At 65.3% G+C, this 18,529-nt stretch carries 16 protein-coding genes; 6 read left to right on the forward strand and 10 right to left on the reverse strand.

What is annotated here, in order from left to right:
- Nucleotides 1-41: 41 nt before the first annotated feature.
- From ASC94_RS14200 to ASC94_RS14245, 10 genes are all read right to left on the reverse strand, one after another.
- On the reverse strand, nucleotides 42-1,625 hold the full coding sequence (locus ASC94_RS14200) for a sugar ABC transporter ATP-binding protein (protein ID WP_056395768.1): 1,584 nt from the start codon (nucleotides 1,623-1,625) through the stop codon (nucleotides 42-44).
- Nucleotides 1,626-2,600, reverse strand: coding sequence for an ABC transporter substrate-binding protein (locus tag ASC94_RS14205; RefSeq protein WP_056395771.1), 975 nt, complete (start codon nucleotides 2,598-2,600; stop codon nucleotides 1,626-1,628).
- 157 nt (nucleotides 2,601-2,757) lie between these two features.
- Nucleotides 2,758-5,106: a glycoside hydrolase family 127 protein gene (locus ASC94_RS14210; RefSeq protein ID WP_056395774.1), complete on the reverse strand. Its 2,349-nt coding sequence runs from the start codon at nucleotides 5,104-5,106 to the stop codon at nucleotides 2,758-2,760.
- 110 nt (nucleotides 5,107-5,216) lie between these two features.
- Nucleotides 5,217-6,218, reverse strand: a complete 1,002-nt coding sequence (locus ASC94_RS14215; protein ID WP_056395777.1) for an arabinan endo-1,5-alpha-L-arabinosidase — start codon at nucleotides 6,216-6,218, stop codon at nucleotides 5,217-5,219.
- A 99-nt stretch (nucleotides 6,219-6,317) separates the two neighbouring features.
- Entirely contained in the window at nucleotides 6,318-7,862 is a 1,545-nt protein-coding gene (locus ASC94_RS14220) for an alpha-N-arabinofuranosidase (RefSeq protein ID WP_056395780.1), read from the reverse strand.
- A 29-nt stretch (nucleotides 7,863-7,891) separates the two neighbouring features.
- Nucleotides 7,892-9,844 carry a glycoside hydrolase family 97 protein gene (locus ASC94_RS14225; protein ID WP_056395784.1) on the reverse strand — a complete coding sequence of 651 codons (1,953 nt, stop codon included), beginning with the start codon at nucleotides 9,842-9,844 and terminating at the stop codon, nucleotides 7,892-7,894.
- Between the two features lie 56 nt (nucleotides 9,845-9,900).
- The gene (locus ASC94_RS14230) at nucleotides 9,901-10,668 is read right to left on the reverse strand and encodes an SDR family NAD(P)-dependent oxidoreductase (protein ID WP_056395787.1); all 768 of its coding nucleotides are present in this window, start codon (nucleotides 10,666-10,668) and stop codon (nucleotides 9,901-9,903) included.
- A gap of 151 nt (nucleotides 10,669-10,819) precedes the next feature.
- Nucleotides 10,820-12,391: an aldehyde dehydrogenase (NADP(+)) gene (locus ASC94_RS14235; RefSeq protein WP_056395788.1), complete on the reverse strand. Its 1,572-nt coding sequence runs from the start codon at nucleotides 12,389-12,391 to the stop codon at nucleotides 10,820-10,822.
- Nucleotides 12,388-13,380, reverse strand: coding sequence for an AraD1 family protein (araD1, locus tag ASC94_RS14240; protein ID WP_056395791.1), 993 nt, complete (start codon nucleotides 13,378-13,380; stop codon nucleotides 12,388-12,390). Before araD1 ends, ASC94_RS14235 begins: the two co-directional genes overlap by 4 nt.
- A 105-nt stretch (nucleotides 13,381-13,485) precedes the next feature.
- Nucleotides 13,486-15,228, reverse strand: coding sequence for an IlvD/Edd family dehydratase (locus ASC94_RS14245; RefSeq protein WP_056395795.1), 1,743 nt, complete (start codon nucleotides 15,226-15,228; stop codon nucleotides 13,486-13,488).
- Nucleotides 15,229-15,438: 210 nt separating this feature from the next.
- On the opposite strand from ASC94_RS14245, the gene ASC94_RS14250 reads away from it, so the two are divergent.
- From ASC94_RS14250 to ASC94_RS14275, 6 genes are read left to right on the forward strand one after another with little or no spacing between them, the layout of a single operon-like run.
- A complete protein-coding gene (locus ASC94_RS14250) occupies nucleotides 15,439-15,903 on the forward strand; it encodes a YbaK/EbsC family protein (RefSeq protein ID WP_056395798.1) in 465 nt (154 codons plus the stop codon).
- Nucleotides 15,876-16,625 carry a type II CAAX prenyl endopeptidase Rce1 family protein gene (locus tag ASC94_RS14255; protein WP_157201448.1) on the forward strand — a complete coding sequence of 250 codons (750 nt, stop codon included), beginning with the start codon at nucleotides 15,876-15,878 and terminating at the stop codon, nucleotides 16,623-16,625. The genes ASC94_RS14250 and ASC94_RS14255 overlap by 28 nt, the downstream gene beginning before the upstream one ends.
- A gap of 20 nt (nucleotides 16,626-16,645) precedes the next feature.
- Nucleotides 16,646-16,897 carry a hypothetical protein gene (locus ASC94_RS14260; RefSeq protein WP_157201449.1) on the forward strand — a complete coding sequence of 84 codons (252 nt, stop codon included), beginning with the start codon at nucleotides 16,646-16,648 and terminating at the stop codon, nucleotides 16,895-16,897.
- Entirely contained in the window at nucleotides 16,891-17,133 is a 243-nt protein-coding gene (locus ASC94_RS14265; protein ID WP_056395806.1) for a hypothetical protein, read from the forward strand. The genes ASC94_RS14260 and ASC94_RS14265 overlap by 7 nt, the downstream gene beginning before the upstream one ends.
- A 2-nt stretch (nucleotides 17,134-17,135) precedes the next feature.
- Entirely contained in the window at nucleotides 17,136-18,011 is an 876-nt protein-coding gene (locus ASC94_RS14270; protein ID WP_056395810.1) for a prolipoprotein diacylglyceryl transferase, read from the forward strand.
- A complete protein-coding gene (locus ASC94_RS14275) occupies nucleotides 18,008-18,406 on the forward strand; it encodes a GFA family protein (RefSeq protein WP_056395813.1) in 399 nt (132 codons plus the stop codon). The genes ASC94_RS14270 and ASC94_RS14275 overlap by 4 nt, the downstream gene beginning before the upstream one ends.
- Nucleotides 18,407-18,529 lie beyond the last annotated feature (123 nt).

Consider the following 18,529-nt stretch of genomic DNA (forward strand, 5'->3'; position numbering starts at 1 on the left):
TGCGCCGGGCGTGGCGGCGGCGCGGGGGACGTCCTGTACGGTCATGCTGCCTCTCCTGCGATGGCGTGCAGCACGGTGGTGTCATCCAGCTCGCCGCGCTGGTACTCGCCGCAGGCTTTGCGGTCGCGCATGATGATCATGCGGTCGCTCAGGCGCAGCACTTCCGGCAGCTCGGACGAAATGAACAGGATGGACATGCCCTTGCGGCACAGGGCGGACACGTAGTCCATGATCTCTTCCTTGGCGCGCACGTCGATGCCGCGCGTCGGCTCGTCCAGTATCATCAGCTTCGGTTCCGTGGCCAGCCAGCGCGCCAGCAGCACCTTTTGCTGGTTGCCGCCGGAGAGCGAACCGATGGGCGTTTCGATGCTGGCGGTCTTGATGCCCAGCCACTTCACGTAATTGTTGGCCAGCTCCTGCTGGCGTTTCAGCGGAATCGCGCGCAGCATGCCCGCCTGCGCCTGCATCGCCAGGATCAGATTCTCGCGCACCGACAGCGACAGGATCGCGCCTTCATGCTTGCGGTCTTCCGAGCAGAAGCCGATGCCGGCGCCGATGGCGTCGCGCGGGTTGCCGAACGGCGCCGCGCTCACGCGGCCGTCGGCCATGATGCCGCCGCTGTCGGCCTTGTCCGCGCCGAACAGCAGGCGCGCCAGCTCGGTGCGGCCCGAGCCCAGCAGGCCGCACAGGCCCAGCAGCTCACCCTTGCGGATTGAAATATCGGTCGGCAGCAGCGCGCCGCGCCGGCCAAGGCCGCGCGCATCCAGCAATACATCCTTTGCCTGCGCGGCTGCCTGCGCCTTGGCCTGCGCGGCTGCCTGCGTGCCGGCCGCAGCGCCCTGCTCCGCCCCCGCGTCCGCCTGCGCGGCGCCAGGCACCGGCGCATCGGCCGGTGCGCCGATCATCTTGTTCACCAGCGCGATGCGGGACAGCTCGCTGCAAGCGTACTCCCCTTCCAGCTGGCCGTTGCGCATCACGGTGATGCGGTCCGAGATTGCATAGGTCTGGTCCAGGAAGTGCGTCACGAACAGGATCGCAATGCCCTGGCCGCGCAGGCGGCGCAGCACCGTGAACAGCAGCTGCACCTCGGCCTCGTCCAGGCTGGACGTCGGTTCATCGAGGATCAGCACCTTGGCGTTCACGTTCAGCGCGCGCGAAATCGCCACCATCTGCTGCACCGCCAGCGAATAATTCGACAGCGGCGCCGCCACGTCGATATCGATCTCCATCAGCTTGAGCATGCGGGCCGCTTCGCTGCGCATGCCTTTCCAGTCGATCCGCCCCCATTTGCGCGGATAGCGGCCGATAAAGATGTTCTCCGCAACCGACAGGTTCGGGCACAGGTTGACCTCCTGGTACACCGTGCTGATGCCCAGCTCCTGCGCCTCCAGGGTGGAGGCCGGGCGGATCGGCTTCCCGTTCAGCAGCATGGTGCCGCGCTCCGGCGTGTACACGCCGGTCAGCACCTTGATCAGCGTGGACTTGCCAGCGCCGTTCTGCCCCATCAGCGTGTGCACTTCGCCCGGGAACAGGCGCAGGCCCGCGTCGCTGAGCGCCTTCACGCCCGGGAATTCCTTGTGTATGCCGGTCAGCTCCAGGACCGGCGCAACGTCCGCAGCAGCCATTTAGTACTTCCGGTTCGGGAATTCCTTGGCCGCCACTTCAGCCGGGAACACGCCTTCATTCACCACGATGCGCTTCGGCAGCGGCTTGCCGGCCTTGACGGCGGCAGCCGCTTCCATCAGCTGCGGGCCGAGCAGCGGGCTGCATTCCACGGTTACGTTCAGCTTCCCGGCGATCATTGCCTCGAACGCGCCCTTCACGCCGTCGATGGAAATGATGATGATGTCCTTGCCCGGTTTCAGGCCCGCTTCCTCGATCGCCTGGATGGCGCCGATGGCCATGTCGTCGTTGTGCGCGTACAGCACGTTGATGTTCTTGCCCTGCGCCTTCAGGAACGCTTCCATCACTTCCTTGCCCTTGGCGCGGGTGAAGTCGCCGGTCTGGGTGCGCACCACTTTCAGCTTGGGATTGCCCTTGATGATTTCCTCGAAGCCCGCCTTGCGGTCGATGGCCGGGGCCGAACCCACGGTGCCCTGCAGTTCAACGATATTCAAGGTGGCGGCAGGCGACTTCTTGGCATAGTCCACCAGCCAGCGGCCGGCCTTGCGGCCTTCTTCCACGAAGTCCGAACCGATCAGCGTCACGTACAGGGACGGATCGCTGACGTTGACCGAGCGGTCGGTCAGGATCACCGGGATCTTGGCGGCCTTCGCCTCGCGCAGCACCGTGTCCCAGCCCGACTCCACCACCGGCGAGAACGCGATGATGTCCACGCGCTGGGCGATGAAGGAGCGGATCGCCTTGACCTGGTTCTCCTGGCGCTGCTGTGCATCGGCGAACTTCAGCGTCACGCCGGCTTTCTTGGCCGCGTCCTTGATCGAAGCGGTGTTCGCGGTGCGCCATTCGCTTTCAGCGCCAACCTGGGAGAAACCGATCACCAGCGGCTTCTGCGCAAAGGCCGGGGTGGCCATCGTGCCCATGGTGGTAACGCAAGCGGCCACCGCCGCACCCAGGATCGTCCTGCGAGTGAAATTCATGCTTGTCTCCAATGATAGTTATGCGCCAATAGTAAGGGAAAGCGCCATAGCCAACCAATTCATTTTTTAGTCAGACTGATATCGTTTTCGGTATCAGCCGCCACCTACCGCTATCGATAACAAATGTGGTCAGGCCACCTTGCCGGGCGGCCTTATGTTAGCGCAGCAGGCGCAGGCCGTACAGGCCGCCCGCCATCGAGCCGGGATGGGCGGCGAATTTCACGGTCAGCTTGCGTGCCTGGCCGGGCTGGCCGGCGGGGATGGCGAAGTCGCGGGTGTAGATATCGTCGGCCGCGTCGGCTGCCAGCGTGACCGTGTGCAGCACCTCGCCGTTGACCACGATGTCGAACTTGCGGCCGGCGTCGGCTTTGGCGAAGGTCAGGCGCAGGGTCTTGGCCTGGCCTTCCTTGTCGGTCAGCTCGTAGCTGAACCAGCCTTTCGCGTGGCGCCAGTGGCGGCCCTTGTTGATGCCGGCGTCCGCACCCTCGCCCTTGAAAAAATGGTCCGACTCGGGCTGCTGCTCGCCCGGCGCCACCTGGTCCACGGTGATGGCGTCCAGCGCCAGGCGCTCGGACTCGGCGCGCGCGTTGGCGGCACGCATCACGGCCAGGTTGGCCGGCGTGGTCTGCTGCCAGTACATCATGTAGCGCGAGTCGTGCAGGCGGAAGAAAGGGATGAAGCGGATGCTGTCCGCACCCGGGCCCTGCACCAGGCCCGGCGCGCGGAAGGTGAGCGGCTGGCCGGGCACCGGCTTGAACTTGTCGAGGAAGGCCTTGCTGTCGCTGACGAACAGCGGCGCCGCCTCCAGCGGGCATACCGGGCCCTGCGCGATGTGGCCCATGCGCGAGTCGTCGGCGAAGTTGTTCAGCTTTTCGTTGGCGAAGGGCTGGGTCTTGGCGGCCAGGACGATGGGGCCGTGCAGCACCGCGTAGTAGTTGGACTTGTCCGGCATCTGCTCCAGGCGCGTTTTCATGGGCAGCTGGATCTCGACCTTGTCGCCCTTGTTCCAGGCGCGCGCGATGGACGCGTAGGCGCCCGGCTTGGCGTCTATCCTGACGGCCTTGCCGTTGACGCGGATCTTCAGCGCGCCGGCTGCCACCCATTCCGGGTAGCGCACTTTCATGGTGAACTTGCCGCCTGATTCCAGCGTGATGCTGGTGCGGTCCTCATCCGGGAAACGGGTTTCCTGGCGCAGCTGGATGCCCTTGGCTTTCCAGTTCAGCGTGGACGGGATGAACAGGTTGACGAACAGCGCGTCGCCTTCGTGGGCGTAAATGAACTCACCGTACTTCGCGTGGCTCTCGATGCCGGAACCCACGCAGCACCACATGCCCTTGTCCACCTGCGAGTACACGCGGTAATGGTTGGGGCGCATGGGCGTGAAGTAGACGAAGCCGCCAGTGTCCGGCCGCTGCGAGGACAGGATATGGTTGTACAGCGCGCGCTCGTAGTAATCGCCGTAGCTGCCCTTCTGGTCGCCCTGGAACAGCAGCTCGGTGAGCTTGAGCATGTTGTAGGTGTTGCAGGTCTCCGGGCCTTCGGTTTCATGGACCATGGGGCTGTAGTCCTTGTCATCGTGGAAGTGCTCCTTGACGCTGTTGCCGCCGATGGCCACGGTCCGGTGGTCGTGCACGGTCTGCCAGAAGAACTGCGCGGCCTGCTGCCATTTCGGGTCGCCGGTCATGTCGCCGATGCGCTTGAAGCCGATCACTTTCGGGATCTGGGTGTTGGCGTGCAGGCCGGTGAGCTGGTCGCGGCCCTCTTCCAGCGGCTTGAGGATGGCCTGGTGCGAGAATTTGATGGCCAGGTCGAGGTATTTCTTATCGCCCGTCATCTCGGCCACCTGGGCGAAGACTTCGTTCATGCCGCCATGTTCGCTGCGCAGCATCGTCTGCATCTGCTCGGGGGTGAGGTGGGTGCTCAGCTCGAGCGCCCAGTCGGACAGCGAGATCAGCGCGGTCTTCGCTTCAGCGTTGCCGGCCAGGCGCCATGCGTCGTACAGGCCGGCGTAGACCTTGTGCAGGTTGTACCACGGGACCCATTTGCCGTTGACGGAGAAATTGTCCGCCTGGAGCTTGCCTTGGGCGATGGCGTTCCAGACGTCTTTGCCGCCGGGGATGCCGCCGATGTAGCCGTTGGCGTTGCTGTCCTGGCAGCGCTTGAGCTCGGCCACGAAGTAGTTCAGGCGTTTCAGCACTTCGGCGTCGCCGGTGGCGGCGTACATCAGGGCCAGCGCAGAGAGGTAGTGGCCGCCCAGGTGGCCGTCCAGCCCGGAGGATTCCCAGTTGCCGTAGCTGGCGTTCTTCTGCGGCAGGCCGGCTTCGCGCAGGAAGGGGGCGAGCAGCTTGTCCGGTTCCAGTTCGAGGATGTATTTCAGGTCGGTGTTCTGGGCGTCCAGGAAGGGGCTGGGCGACAGGCGCACGTCGGACAGGGGGAACAGGTCGGCGGCGAAGGCTGGGGGGATGAGGGCCAGTTGGAGGGCCAGCGCTATATGGCGTAGTTTCATATCGTGGGGCGGGGGGGGGGGTGGCCCGCGGTGGCTCTGTCGGTGTGCTTGCTCGGCGGGTTACGCGCCTTCGGCGCTAACCCGCCCTACGGTTTGTTTGTCGGCTGCCGTTATTGCAGGCGGCTTTGGTAGCGGGTCAGGTCTGCCTGGTCGAGCAGGGGCCAGCCGTCCTGGTCCCACTTCATGTCGAGGATCTTCAGTTTTTGCTGGTATTTGTCGGCCGTTTCGTAGGCGTGGGTGACGACGTAGTCCTTGCCGTCGAAGGTGTAGGCGCTGTTGTGGCCTACGCCTTGCCAGTCCTTGTCGCCGGCGATGACGAGCGAACCGCCGCCTGCCGCCATGTCCTTGCCGCTCTTGTCGAGGTAGGGGCCGGTCACTTCGCGCGCGCGGCCCACCACCACGTGGTAGGTGCTTTTCTCTTTCTGGCAGCACAGGCCCCAGGAGGCGAACAGGTAGTAGTAGCCGTTTTTCTTGAAGATGTAGGGCGCCTCGATCTCGGCCGGGCCGCCGCTGTCGTCCGCAGTAAAAGCGGGCCGGTCGCGCCGCGCGATGGTGCGCCATTCCTGCGGTTCGGCGATCCTGGTGCGGTCGGCGTTCAGCTTGACCAGCTTCAGGCCGCCCCAGAAAGAGCCGAACGACATCCAGCCTGCGCCTTTTTCGTCTTCGATGACGTTGGGATCGATGGCGTTCCAGTTGTCGCGGCCCGGCACGGACTGCAGCATCATGCCCTGGTCTTCCCATTTGTAGTCGGGCGAGCGCGGGTTGAGCGTCTTGTTGACGGTGACGCCGATGCCTGACGTGATCTTGCCGAAGCCGGACACCGAGTAGTACAGGTAGTACTTGCCCTTGTAATGCTGCACGTCCGGGGCCCAGATATGGCCGTCGAAGCTGGGCGCGGCCTGCTTCGCCCATGCAGGCTGGCCGGCGAACACGCGGCCTTCCGGCTTCCAGTCCTTCATATTGGTGGAACTGTAGAAGGTGATGCCGGGCCCGGTGCTGAAGACGTACCAGGTATTGCCCTCTTTCGCCATCACCGGGTCGTGCACGCCGACCTGCGCCGCCTGCGCGGACAAGCCCAGGCACGCCGCCACTAACACTGCTGCATATTTCATCGTCATTCCCATCTTTCACGCAAAGCGCCGCGCGCCGTGGCACTCATCGTGGCCAGGGCGCGCGGCACATATTACCGTACTGCGCTTACCGTACTGCGCTTACTCTACCGCGACGACGACCACCGACTTGGCAGGCAGTTTGACCTGCAGCTTGCCGTTGCTGGCCTTCGCTTCGAACGGCACCGGCTTCACTGCCTGCGGCTTGGCGAAGGTGTTGTGCGCATCCATTGCGTCGGCGGTCAGCAACTGGCCGCGCGCCGCGCCAGCCTGGGCGCCGGCCACGTTCACCGACACGTCCGCAGCTTCCTTGGGATTGGTGTTCACCAGCGCCAGGTAGACCTTGCCGTCCTTGCCGCGTGCAGCGGAAGCGCTCACCTGCGGCACGCTCACGTTGCCCACGCTGTACTTGCCGTTGCCGGACATGGAGAGCGGCAGCGAGGTCGCGTCCTGGAAGGGAACGTACATGCGGTAGGCATGGTAGGTCGGCGTGAGCAGCATCTTGTCCTTGTCGGTCAGGATCATGGCCTGCAGCACGTTGACCATCTGCGCGATGTTGGTCATCTTCACGCGGTCCGCGTAGTTGTGGAAGATATTGAAGTTCAGCGCCGCCACCACTGCGTCGCGCAGCGAGTTCTGCTGGTACAGGAAGCCGGTATTGGTGCCCTTCTCCACATCGTACCAGGTGCCCCATTCGTCGACATAGAAGCCAACCTTCTTGGACGGGTCGTTCTTGTCCAGGATGGCCACGTTGGCCTTGATCAGCTCATCCATGCGCAGGGTGTTCTTCATGGTCGAGATCCACTGGTCTTCGCCGAAGCCGGTGGCCGCGCCCTTCACTTCCCACTGGCCGGTCGGGATGGTGTAGTAGTGGAAGCTGATGGCATCCATCTTGTGCTTCACGTTGGCCGACAGCACATCCGTCCACTTGGTGTCGTTGTCGTTGCCGCCGCTGGCGATGAACTTCGGCAAATGGCCTGGCGGCGCCTTCAGGAATTCGGCGGCAGTCTTGTACAGGTTGGTGTAGTGCTCGGGCGTCATCTGGCCGCCGCAACCCCAGGCCTCGTTACCGACTGCGAAATAGTCCACCTTAAACGGCTTGTCGCGGCCGTTCTTGCGGCGCAGTTCCGCCAGCGTGGACTTGGACGGAGACGTCATGTACTCCAGCCATTCAGCCATCTCCTGGTTGCTACCGGTGCCCAGGTTGCCGTTCACGTAAGTCTCTGCGCCCAGCAGTTCGGCCAGGTCGAAGAACTCGTGCGTGCCGACGGCATTGTTTTCCTCAACGCCGCCCCACATGGTATTGACCTTGACCGGACGCTTGCCGCGCGGGCCGATGCCCTCGCGCCAGTGGTATTCGTCGGCGAAGCAGCCGCCCGGCCAGCGTACCAGCGGCACGTGCAGTTCCTTCAGCGCGCCCAGCACGTCGTTGCGCCAGCCCTTGGTGTTGGGCTGCTTGGAGTTCGGGCCCACCCACATGCCTTCGTAGATGCCGGTGCCCAGGTGCTCGGCGAACTGGCCGTACACATTCTTGTTGATGACCGGGCCGGGCTTGGCCGCGTCGATGGTGATGCTCACTTCGCCCGCGGCAAAGGCAGCGCCGCTCGCCAGGCTCATGGCGAGGATGGTTTTCCTGATGATGCTCATACCGTCTCCTGTTATGGTTTTACTTGAACTTATTTGAATACCGCGACAAAGCCGCCGCGCGGCCTGACCGTTATCTTGCTTGCCTTGCCCGCCGGGATGGCGGACTGGGCGAATTCGCGCTCGCCCGCGCCGTCCGTCATCAGCACGCCTTCGCGCTTGCCGATGAAGGACAGGTCCAGCTCCAGCGTCTTGTCTCCTGCTTCCGAATTGATGCCCGCCACGTACCAGGCGTTGCCCGCCTTGCGCGCAATGACGGCGAACTTGCCGGGGAAGCCGGCCACGAAGCGGGAATCGTCCCAGCTGCGCGGCAGCTCCTGCAGGAAGGCTTTCACGTAAGGCGGCACGGTGGCCATGCCTTCCGGGACTTCGGCGAAGTGCTGGATACCCGACAGCAGCAGTACCGACTCCGCCAGCTCGAAACCGTTACGCGTGGCGCGCTTGATGTTGGGGATGTCGCCGAACACCATGGGCGTGAAGTCCATCGGGTCGAACAGGTTGCGCGTGAAGGGCAGCATGGACATGTGCGGCACCACGGCGTCCTGGTCGCGCTGCTCGAAGGTGGTGAACTCCAGGCCCCGGATGGCTTCCGCCGTCATCAGGTTAGGATAGGTGCGCGCCCAGCCGCGCGGCAAGGTGGCGCCGTGGAAGTTCACCAGCAGGCCGTAGTCGGCCGCGTCCTTCAGGATGTCGACGTAGTAGGCGATCATGGACTTGCCGTCGCCGGCGAAGAAGTCCACCTTCACGCCCTTCACGCCCATATTCTGCAGGCGCGCAAACTCCGTGCGGCGCGCCTCGCGCGTGAGCAGCTTGCCCTTGGGCGTATACTCGGTCCCGTTCCAGGCGCCGGACGAGTTGTACCACACCAGCACGCCCACGTTTTTGGATGCCGCGTAGGCAGCCAGCTCCTGCACCTTTTCGTAGCCGATCTTGCGGTCCCAGTCGGCATCGATCAGGGTGTAGTCCCAGTGCATATCGGCCGCGTAGTCGATGAACTTCTTCTGCACATCGTAGACAGTATGGTCATCCTTGAGCAGCGCCCAGCTCCACGACGAATGGCCGGGTTGGCCCAGCGCCGGCGCGTTGGCTGCGCGCGGCGCGGCGGGTGCCGCCAGGTCCGTGCCCAGCGTGGAGTTCACCAGGGTGGCCAGCGAACCGACCGCCAGCACGCGCCACGGCGTGGCCAGCGTGCCGTTGGCTTCCGCCAGCAGCGCGCCGCCGGTAAACACCTCCGGCTCGGCCGGGCCGCCGATGCGGTACACGCCGTTCGGCGAGTCAGCCTGCAGGCGCGACGCGTGGAAGCTGCCGTCCATATTGGCTTCTGTCAGCGCCACCCAGGTTTCGCTCTTGCCGTCGCTGGTGCGGAACAGCGCCGGGAACACCCAGCCCGATTTCATCGGCGACGGCGTCCCCACGGGGATGCCCATCTGATAGTGCTCTTCGTAGGAGGGATTGGTGTTCTTCCAGCCGGTCTGCGCCACCGACATAGGTTGCAGCCAGGCCTGCGCCGACCTTGCGAAGGCAAAGCTGGTGCTCTCGCTGACGAACTTCTTCACCGGCAGCGAAGGGTCGGAGACCACGTAGCGGAACGCCACGCCGTCGTTGGATACGCGGAAGGCCACTTCCATGGTCTGCTTCTGCGCGTTGCGCAGCGTGTAGACCTGCTCATTGGCCGCGTAGCTGATGTTGCGGCGCTTGCCGACGGAGAGCTGGTACTTGTCCGAGACCGGCCGCGCAGCGGTCAGCCCCGCCAGCACCAGGTCCTGCGTGAAGTCGGCGCCCTCCAGGGTCAGGCCCAGCGCGGACGGCAGCAGCACCGGCTTGCCGTCGCGCGATATGGCGTAGGTCACGCCGCCCTGCGCCACGCGCACGCTGACGGCCAGGTGGCCGTCCGGGCTGGTCAAGGCAGCGCTGGCCGCCGGCGCAACAGCCGCAGCGGCAGCGGCCACCAGCGCAACAGCGTAAGTTAGATGCGAATTGTTCATATCCACCCGCGCCCGCCTTCCGGCAGGCGCCCTCATTGTGAGTTGATCAAGCCGGGTCAGACCCAGCCGGCGTCGACGATGAATTCCTGGGAGGTGCACATGGCGCTGTCATCGGCCGCCAGGAACAGGATCATGGAGGCGATATGGCCGGGCATGAGTTTGCCCGGCAGGCATTGCATGCGCTGGATTTCCGCTTCGGCAGCGTCGTCCACCCACAGGTCGATCTGGCGCTGGGTCATGACCCAGCCGGGGGTGACGGTGTTGACGCGGATGTTGTGCGGGCCGAGGTCGCGCGCCAGGCTGCGGGTCAGGCCGATCACGGCCGATTTGGTGGTGGCGTAGACCGGGTAGCCGGCGCCCTTGGCGTGCCAGGAGATGGAGCTGACGTTGATGATGGAGCCGCCACCTTTGCGCTTCATGCCAGCCAGCACGGACTGCGCGGTGAAGAACATGGGGCGCTGGTTGATGGCGATGCGCTCGTTCCAGTAGTCCAGGGTGACGTTTTCGGCGTCGTGGCGCTGGTCGTTGGCGGCGTTGTTGACCAGGACGTCGAAGTCGCCCAGCTTGTCGGCCAGGGCGGCGATGGTCGCCTGCAGCGCGGGGATGTCGGTGATGTCGCAGTGGCGGAACTCGGGCGCGGGATGGCCCGACGCGGCGATGCGCTCGACCAGGGCTTCGCTGGCGTCCTTGGCGATGTCGACGAAGCCGACCAGGGCGCCCTGCTCGGCGAAGGCCGTGACCAGCGCCTCGCCGATGCCGGTGCCGCCGCCGGTGATGAATACGCGCTTGCCGCGCAGGCTGCCGAATGTGGCAAATTCTGTCATGGTGTCTCCTGCTGTATTGTTATGTGTTGCTGTGCTGCGGCGGGTTACGGCTTCGCCTAACCCGCCCTACGTGCTTGCGACGTGCTTGCGACGTGCTGCTACGTAGGGCGGGTTAGCGGAACGCGTAACCCGCCGTGATCCGCCGCTGGCGTCAAGCCTTGCCCAGCGCGCCGTCGCGGCGGCGCCAGATGGCCAGCGGATTGTCTTCGCGCAGCTCCACCGGCAACAACGCCTGCGCCAGGTTCTGGTAGCACACCGGGCGCAGGAAGCGGTTGATCGCGCCCGTGCCCACCGAGGTGCTGCGGCCGTCGGCCGTGGCCGGGAACGGCCCGCCGTGCACCATGGCGGTGGACACTTCCACGCCGGTCGGGAAACCGTTGGCCAGGATGCGGCCCACTTTGCGCTCCAGCACCGGCAGCAGCGCCTGCGCGTCGGCGTAGTCGCCTTCGTCCAGCTGCAGCGTGGCGGTCAGCTGGCCTTCCAGCTTTTCGGTGATGGCGCGCATCTCGGCGACGTCCTTGCAGGCCACCAGCAGCGACGCGGGGCCGAACACTTCTTCATGCAGCGCGTGCTCGCCCAGGAAGGAAGCGGCGCTGGTCTTGAAGAACGCCGGTGCCCCCTTGCCTTCCAGCTGCTCGCCCTTGGCCAGCGTGGTGACGCAGCCCTGGCTGGCCAGGTTGGCCACGCCGCGCTGGTAGCTGCCGGCGATGCCGGCGGTGAGCATGGTGGCCGGCGCGGTCGGCTGCAGCGCCATGGTGGCCGCTTGCGCAAAGCGGTCCAGGTCCGGGCCGGCTATGCCCAGCACCAGGCCGGGGTTGGTGCAGAACTGCCCCACGCCCATCACCAGCGAGGCCGCGAAGCCCTGGGCGATGCTTTCACCGCGCGCGGCAAGCGCCTGCGGCAGCAGGTAGACCGGGTTGATGCTGCTCATTTCCGCGTACACGGGGATCGGCTGCGGACGCGCTGCGGCAACCGCCATCAGCGCGGTGCCGCCCGAACGCGAGCCGGTGAAGCCCACCGCCTGGATGGCGGGATGCGCCACCAGGGTCTGGCCGATGCCGTTGCCGGTACCGGTCAGCAGCGCGAACACGCCGGCCGGCAGGCCGCACTGTTCCACCGCCTTGACCACGGCGCGCGCCACCAGTTCGGAGGTGCCGGGATGCGCCGAGTGGGCTTTCAGCACCACAGGGCAGCCGGCGGCCAGGGCCGAGGCGGTGTCGCCGCCGGCCACGGAAAACGCGAGCGGGAAATTGCTGGCGGCGAAAACGGCCACCGGGCCGACGGGGATCAGGCGCATGCGCAGGTCCGGGCGCGGCGGGGTGCGTTCCGGCAGCGCGGTGTCGATGCGGGCGTCGCGCCAGGAGCCTTCGCGCAGCAGGTCGGCGAACAGCTTGAGCTGGTTGACGGTGCGGCCACGCTCGCCCTCAAGGCGTGCGCGCGGCAGGCCGCTTTCGGCCATGGCGCGTTCGATCAGCGTGTCGCCCAGCGCCATGATCTGCGCGCCGATGGCTTCGAGGAAGCTGGCGCGGTCCGCGTCGGTGGTGGCGCGGAAGGTGTCGAACGCGGCGCCGGCCAGGCTGCAGGCCTGGTCGATCTGGGCCGCATCCACCATGTGGAAGTCCGGTTCCATGGCGGCGGCGTCGGCCGGGTTCATGGCCTTGAAGGAGCCGCCGTTGCCTTTGACGGCGACGCCGCCGATGAGTGCTTCACCAGTAATGATCATAAGGCGTTGACTTTCGTGTAGCTGGTTTCGGCAACTTCCAGGCGGTTGCGCAGCGCGGGGCCGAAGGCAGGCGCTTCGATCTCGAAGGTTTCGCCCGGCTGCACGCTGATGTTGTCCGCAACACTCAGGGTGGCGGTGCCGAAGAAGTGGATGTGGACATCGCCGGCGCGCTTGAACAGGCCGTACTTGAAGTGGTGGTACTCCAGGTTGGCGATGGTGTGCGACATGTTTTCTTCGCCGCTGAAGAAGGCTTTCTCCCAGCGTACCTTGCCTTCCTTGTCCAGGATGCGCGAAGTGCCGGTGACGCTGGCCGGCAGTTCGCCGACCAGCAGCGCCGGGCCAAGGCCGCAGGCGCGCAGCTTGGAGTGTGCCAGGTAGAGGTAGTTCTGGCGCTCGGTCACATGGTCGGAGAATTCGTTGCCGATGGCGTAGCCGACGCGGTATGGCTGGCCGTCGTCGCCGATGATGTACAGACCGGCGATTTCAGGTTCTTCGCCGCCGTCCAGCGCGAAGTCCGGCATCACCAGCGACTGGCCGGTGGCGGCCACGATGGAGCCGTCGCCCTTGTAGAACCACTCGGGCTGCACGCCGGCGGTGCCGGCGGCAGGCTTGCCGCCTTCCACGCCCATGCGGAACATCTTCATGGAGTCGCTCAGGGATTCGACGTCGCCGCCGATTTTCTTGTGCATGGAGTCGCGCGTGTCGGCGCTGCCCAGGTGGGTCAGGCCGGTGCCGGTGACGTAGGCGTGCGCTTCGTCGGCGTGGTCCAGCGGCGTGAGCAGGCGGCCGGCTGCGGCCACGTCGGCGTAGTTGTGGGTTTGCGGACCGGCGTCGGCCTGCGCCAGTTCGGCCAGGCTTTTCTTCTGGGCGATGGCCGCTTGCGCCAGGGCGTAGGTGGTGGTGAAGCTTTCCAGTTCGCGGATGGTGGACTGCTCCAGCAGGCCAACGCGGCGTTCACCGTTTTCTTTTTTGAATTGTACGAGCAGCATGGTATCTCCTGTTGTGGCGGGTTACGCTACGCTAACCCGCCCTACGTCAGCGCCGCCGGGGCACCGTAGGGCGGGTTAGCGCGAAGCGCGTAACCCGCCATTGAATTAATGGGAATGCTTGGGCACGGCCGAACCGCGGCTGCCGACCAGGAAATCGAAGTCGCAGCCTTCGTCCGCCTGCAGCACGTGGTTGATGTACAGCTGCTGGTAGCCCGACTTGGCGCCTTCCACCTTTTGCTCGGCGCGGGCGGCCAGGCGCTGCTTCATTTCCTCGTCCGAGATTTCCAGGTTCAGCAGGCCGCCGGCGCAGTCCAGCGTGATGAAGTCGCCGTCGCACACGATGCCCAGCGGGCCGCCGGCCATCGCCTCGGGTGCCACGTGCAGCACCACGGTGCCGTAGGCAGTGCCGCTCATGCGGGCGTCCGAGATGCGCACCATGTCTTTCACGCCGGCCGCCAGCAGCTTGGGCGGCAGGCCCATATTGCCCACTTCCGCCATGCCGGGGTAGCCTTTCGGGCCGCAGTTCTTCATCACCAGGATGGAGTTCGCGTCGCAGTCCAGGTCCGGGTCCATGATGCGTTCCTTGTAGTGCTCGAAGTTTTCGAACACCACGGCCTTGCCGCGATGCTGCATCAGCGCCGGCGTGGCGGCGGACGGCTTGAGCACCGCGCCGCGCGGCGCCAGGTTGCCGCGCAGGATGCAGATGCCGCCATCCTTGAGCAGCGGCTTGTCCAGCGGACGGATCACCTCGTCGTCGTAGATCGGCGCGTCGTTGTTGTTTTCCCACAGCGTCTTGCCGTTGGCGGTCAGTGCATCCTTGTGCGGCAGCATGCCGCCCTCGCCCATGCGGCGGATCACGCCCGGCAGGCCGCCGGCGTAGTAGAACTCTTCCATCAGGAAGCGGCCGGACGGCAGCAGGTCCACCACGGTGGGCTGGCCACGGCCGATGCGGGTCCAGTCTTCCAGCTCCAGCGCCACGCCCATGCGGCCGGCGATGGCCTTCAAGTGGATCACGGCGTTGGTGGAACCGCCGATGGCGGCGTTCACGCGGATGGCGTTCTCGAACGCTTCCTTGGTCAGGATCTTGGACAGGCGCAGGTCTTCCCAAACCATGTCGACAATGCGCATGCCGGACATATGGGCCAGCACGTAGCGGCGCGCGTCCACCGCAGGAATGGCGGCGTTGTGCGGCAAGGTGGTGCCCAGCGCTTCGGCCATGCAGGCCATGGTGGACGCGGTGCCCATGGTGTTGCAGGTGCCGGCCGAACGCGAGTGGCCCGCTTCGGCGGCCAGGAATTTGTGCATCGAGATTTCACCCGCTTTCACCTGCTCGTGCAGCTGCCATACGGCGGTGCCGGAGCCGATGCTCTTGCCGTCCAGCTTACCGTTCAGCATGGGGCCGCCGGAGACGACGATGGTGGGCACGTCCACCGAGGCGGCGCCCATCAGCAGGGCCGGCGTGGTCTTGTCGCAGCCCACCAGCAGCACCACGGCGTCCATCGGATTGCCGCGGATGGATTCTTCCACGTCCATGGAGGCCAGGTTACGGGTCAGCATGGCCGTCGGGCGCAGATTCGATTCCCCGTTCGAGAACACGGGGAATTCAACCGGGAAGCCGCCGGCCTCCAGGATGCCGCGCTTGACGTGTTCGGCCAGCTTGCGGAAATGGGCATTGCAAGGCGTGAGTTCGGACCAGGTATTGCAAATGCCGATGATGGGCTTGCCCTGGAATTCGTGGTCTGGAATGCCCTGGTTCTTCATCCAGCTGCGGTACATGAAACCATTCTTGTCCTGGGTACCGAACCACTGCGCCGAGCGCAATGCCACTTTTTTCTTCGTCTCCGACATGCAAAATCTCCTGTAATTTTCGTACTGCAATGGTGGAATACTAAAGAAGGTATCGATGCCTTTCCAATGAATTAAAAATCGATATCGATACTGAAATTGATATCAATCCAAAAAGTTGCCTTGCGCTTATAATCTGTATAACTTTTGTATTCCTTTTGTATTCCTTTTGTACTCCTTTTGCGCCCTTGATGAGCCACATATGAGCCACTTATGAGCCTGCAATCCGTCCGCGACTTCTTCGTCTCCAGGCAGCTGGATCTCCCCATCATCGAGCTGGAGGTGAGCACCGCCACGGTGGCGCTGGCGGCCGAGGCGCATGGCGTGGAGCCGGGCCGTATCGCCAAGACCCTGTCCTTCCGCCTGGGCGACGGCCGCGCCATCCTGCTGGTGGCCAGCGGCGACGCGCGCATCGACAACCGCAAGTTCAAGGACGCCTTCGGCAAGGGCCGGATGATGGACGCCGACGATGTGGTGCGCATGACCGGCCACCCGGTGGGCGGCGTGTGCCCCTTCGGCTTGGCCGAGCCGCTGCCGGTCTACCTCGACGCATCGCTGAGAAAATACGACGAAGTGCTGCCGGCCGCCGGCGCGGTGCACAGCGCGGTGCGCATCAGCCCCGAACAAATCGCCGCCGTGACGGACGGCCAGTGGGTGGACGTGTGCCAGCCGGCGTGAACGACGCGGTTGCCAAGCCACTGTCGGACGCGGCGCGGACCTGGAACGAGATCAAACACGAGATCGGCCTGTTCGCCGCCTTTGTGCGCCATCCGCGCCGTACGCTGCCGGGCGACAAGCAGTGGCTGAGCCGTTTCCTGCTGCTGTGGGGGCTGTGCCTGGCCGTTGCCGTGCTGCAGATTCCGCTTGAAATCGGCTTCGAGCAGTTCGCCCCGTCTATCAAGTACAACCTCACCACCGACACCAAATTCATGCTGATGGCGGTATTCCTTGCGCCGGTGGCGGAGGAGCTGGCCTTCCGCGCCGGGCTGCGCAGCGCGCGCTACACCCTGTTCGCCGGCCCTGCACTGCTCGTGCTCGCGCGCGCCGGCACCATTCCACTGGCGCTGGCCGTGGCGGCGGCGTTCTCGCTGATCGCGCTGCTGGACTGGATCTACCGACGCCGCTTCGCCCGTCCCGGCCTGGTGATGCGGCGCGGCCGCGCCTTCCTGCGGCGATACCGGCTGGTGGTGTGGGCCTATGCCGCCGCCTTCGCCGTCATCCACATCGGAAATTTCGACTATTCGCACCAGGCGGCCTTCCTAATGCCGCTGATGCTGCTGCCGCAGCTGTTCTGCGGCCTGGTATTCAGCTACCTGCGCATCCGCCACGGCCTGCGCTACAGCATCCTGCTGCACGCCGCCTACAACGCCAGCCTGTGCTCCGTGCTACTGCTGGGATAATCTCTTGCTATAGTATGAACATGGACTACGAAACCGTTGGCAAGCTCATTTTCGCCCACAACCGGCTGAAATTTGAAATCGACGCCTGCAGAGCATCGGGCACCGGCACGGGCAGCGCCGAATGGGCGGCCCTGCTGGCCGACGTCGCGGCAATGGACCTTGTATTCGACAGCCTGCAGCGCCGGGAAGCGCGCTTCGACACAAGCCAGGCGGAGGCCATGCTTGCGCTGCACCAGCGTGCCCGCGACGCATTCAAGGCACTGCAATGCTGATTTTGAAGGTCATTATGGTGATATTCGTGGTGGCGGTCGGCATCCCCTGCCAGATCATCGACTACCGCCACCGCCGGAACAATGCCTACGTGCCGGGCAGCGGCTGGTCTTATTATTCACGCCTGAAGCGCGAAGGCAGCTGGGAAGGCAGGTTCATGATGAACAGCGCCTACATGGCTATCGCGCTGGTGCTGTCCATGGCCGCGCTGCTGGCCGCCCACCTGTTCAGGGCATGAGCATGGCCTATCCCTACCTGAGCGACGTGGTGCACGCCCTGACCGGCCTGGCCCTGCCCTTGCCGCTGCCGATGTTCGGCCTGTTCGTGGCCACCGCCATGCTGGCCGGCTCCCATCTGCTCACGCTGGAACTCAGACGCCTGCACGCGGCCGGCAAGCTGGCCACCGCGTCCGGCATCGCGCCGCACGAGATCGTGCCCAACCTGACACTGATCGTCATGGCGGCCGGCATCGCGGGCGCGCGCCTGTTCCACATCCTGGAGAACCTGGACGAATTCCGCGCCGCGCCGCAAGCGATGATCTTTTCCACCTCGGGCCTGAGCATCTTCGGCGGGCTGATACTGGGCACCCTGGCCGGCGTGCTTTTCGTGCGCCGGCACAAGCTGCCGCTGCTGCCCACGCTGGACGCGGCCGCCCCGGCCATGATGCTGGGCTACGCCATCGGCCGCATCGGCTGCCAGGTGTCCGGCGACGGCGACTGGGGCCGCGCCGCCAATCTGGCACTCAAGCCGGACTGGCTGCCGCTGTGGACCTGGGCGCAAACCTACGACAACAACGTGGTCGGCGCCGTGATCGCCGCGCCGGGCGTCTATCCCACGCCGATGTACGAAGCCTTGATGGCGTTCGCCTGCTTCGCGGTGCTGTGGGCGCTGCGCAAGCGCGGCCATGCGGCGGGCTGGCTGTTTTCCGTGTACATGCTGCTGGCGGGCGCCGAGCGGCTGCTGATCGAACAAATCCGCATCAATCCCGTGCTGGACTTCGGCGCCATCCGCGCCACCCAGGCCGAGATGATCGCCGCGCTGCTGATGCTGGCCGGCGCCGCCGGCGCGGCCGTGCTGGCGGGATGGCGCGGGCGCACAGGGAGGGTACTGCCATGAAAACCAAACGCGTCGGCCCGACCGACATCAAGCCAGTACACCTGGCGCACTGCCACTGCGGCGCAGTGGAACTGGAGCTGTCGCTACCGGACGGCGTGGTGGATCCGCGCCGCTGCGACTGCTCCATCTGCCGGCGCAAGGGCGCCATCGTGGCCTCGGTGCCGCTGTCCGGCTTGCGCGTCGTGCGCGGGCAGGACGTGCTCAAGCTGTACCAGTTCAACACCTGCACGGCGCGGCACTATTTCTGCTCCGTGTGCGGCATCTACACCCACCACCAGCGCCGCTCCAATCCGGATCAATACGGCTACAACGTCGGCTGCCTGGACGGCGTGAACCCGTTCGACCTGGGCGAAGTCCCAACCAACGACGGCGTGAACCATCCCGCAGACCGCTAGCGGCGGCAGCGCGATCTTCAAGCGATCGTTCTGCGAACGCGGCTACCGCCATGCTGAATCCGGTGCTGTCGCGCGCCATCAGCAGGTAGTCGTAAATCGAAGAATCGAGACGCGCCCTATGCG

It is taken from the genome of Massilia sp. Root418, from assembly GCF_001425265.1.
Lineage (GTDB): Bacteria > Pseudomonadota > Gammaproteobacteria > Burkholderiales > Burkholderiaceae_D > Rugamonas.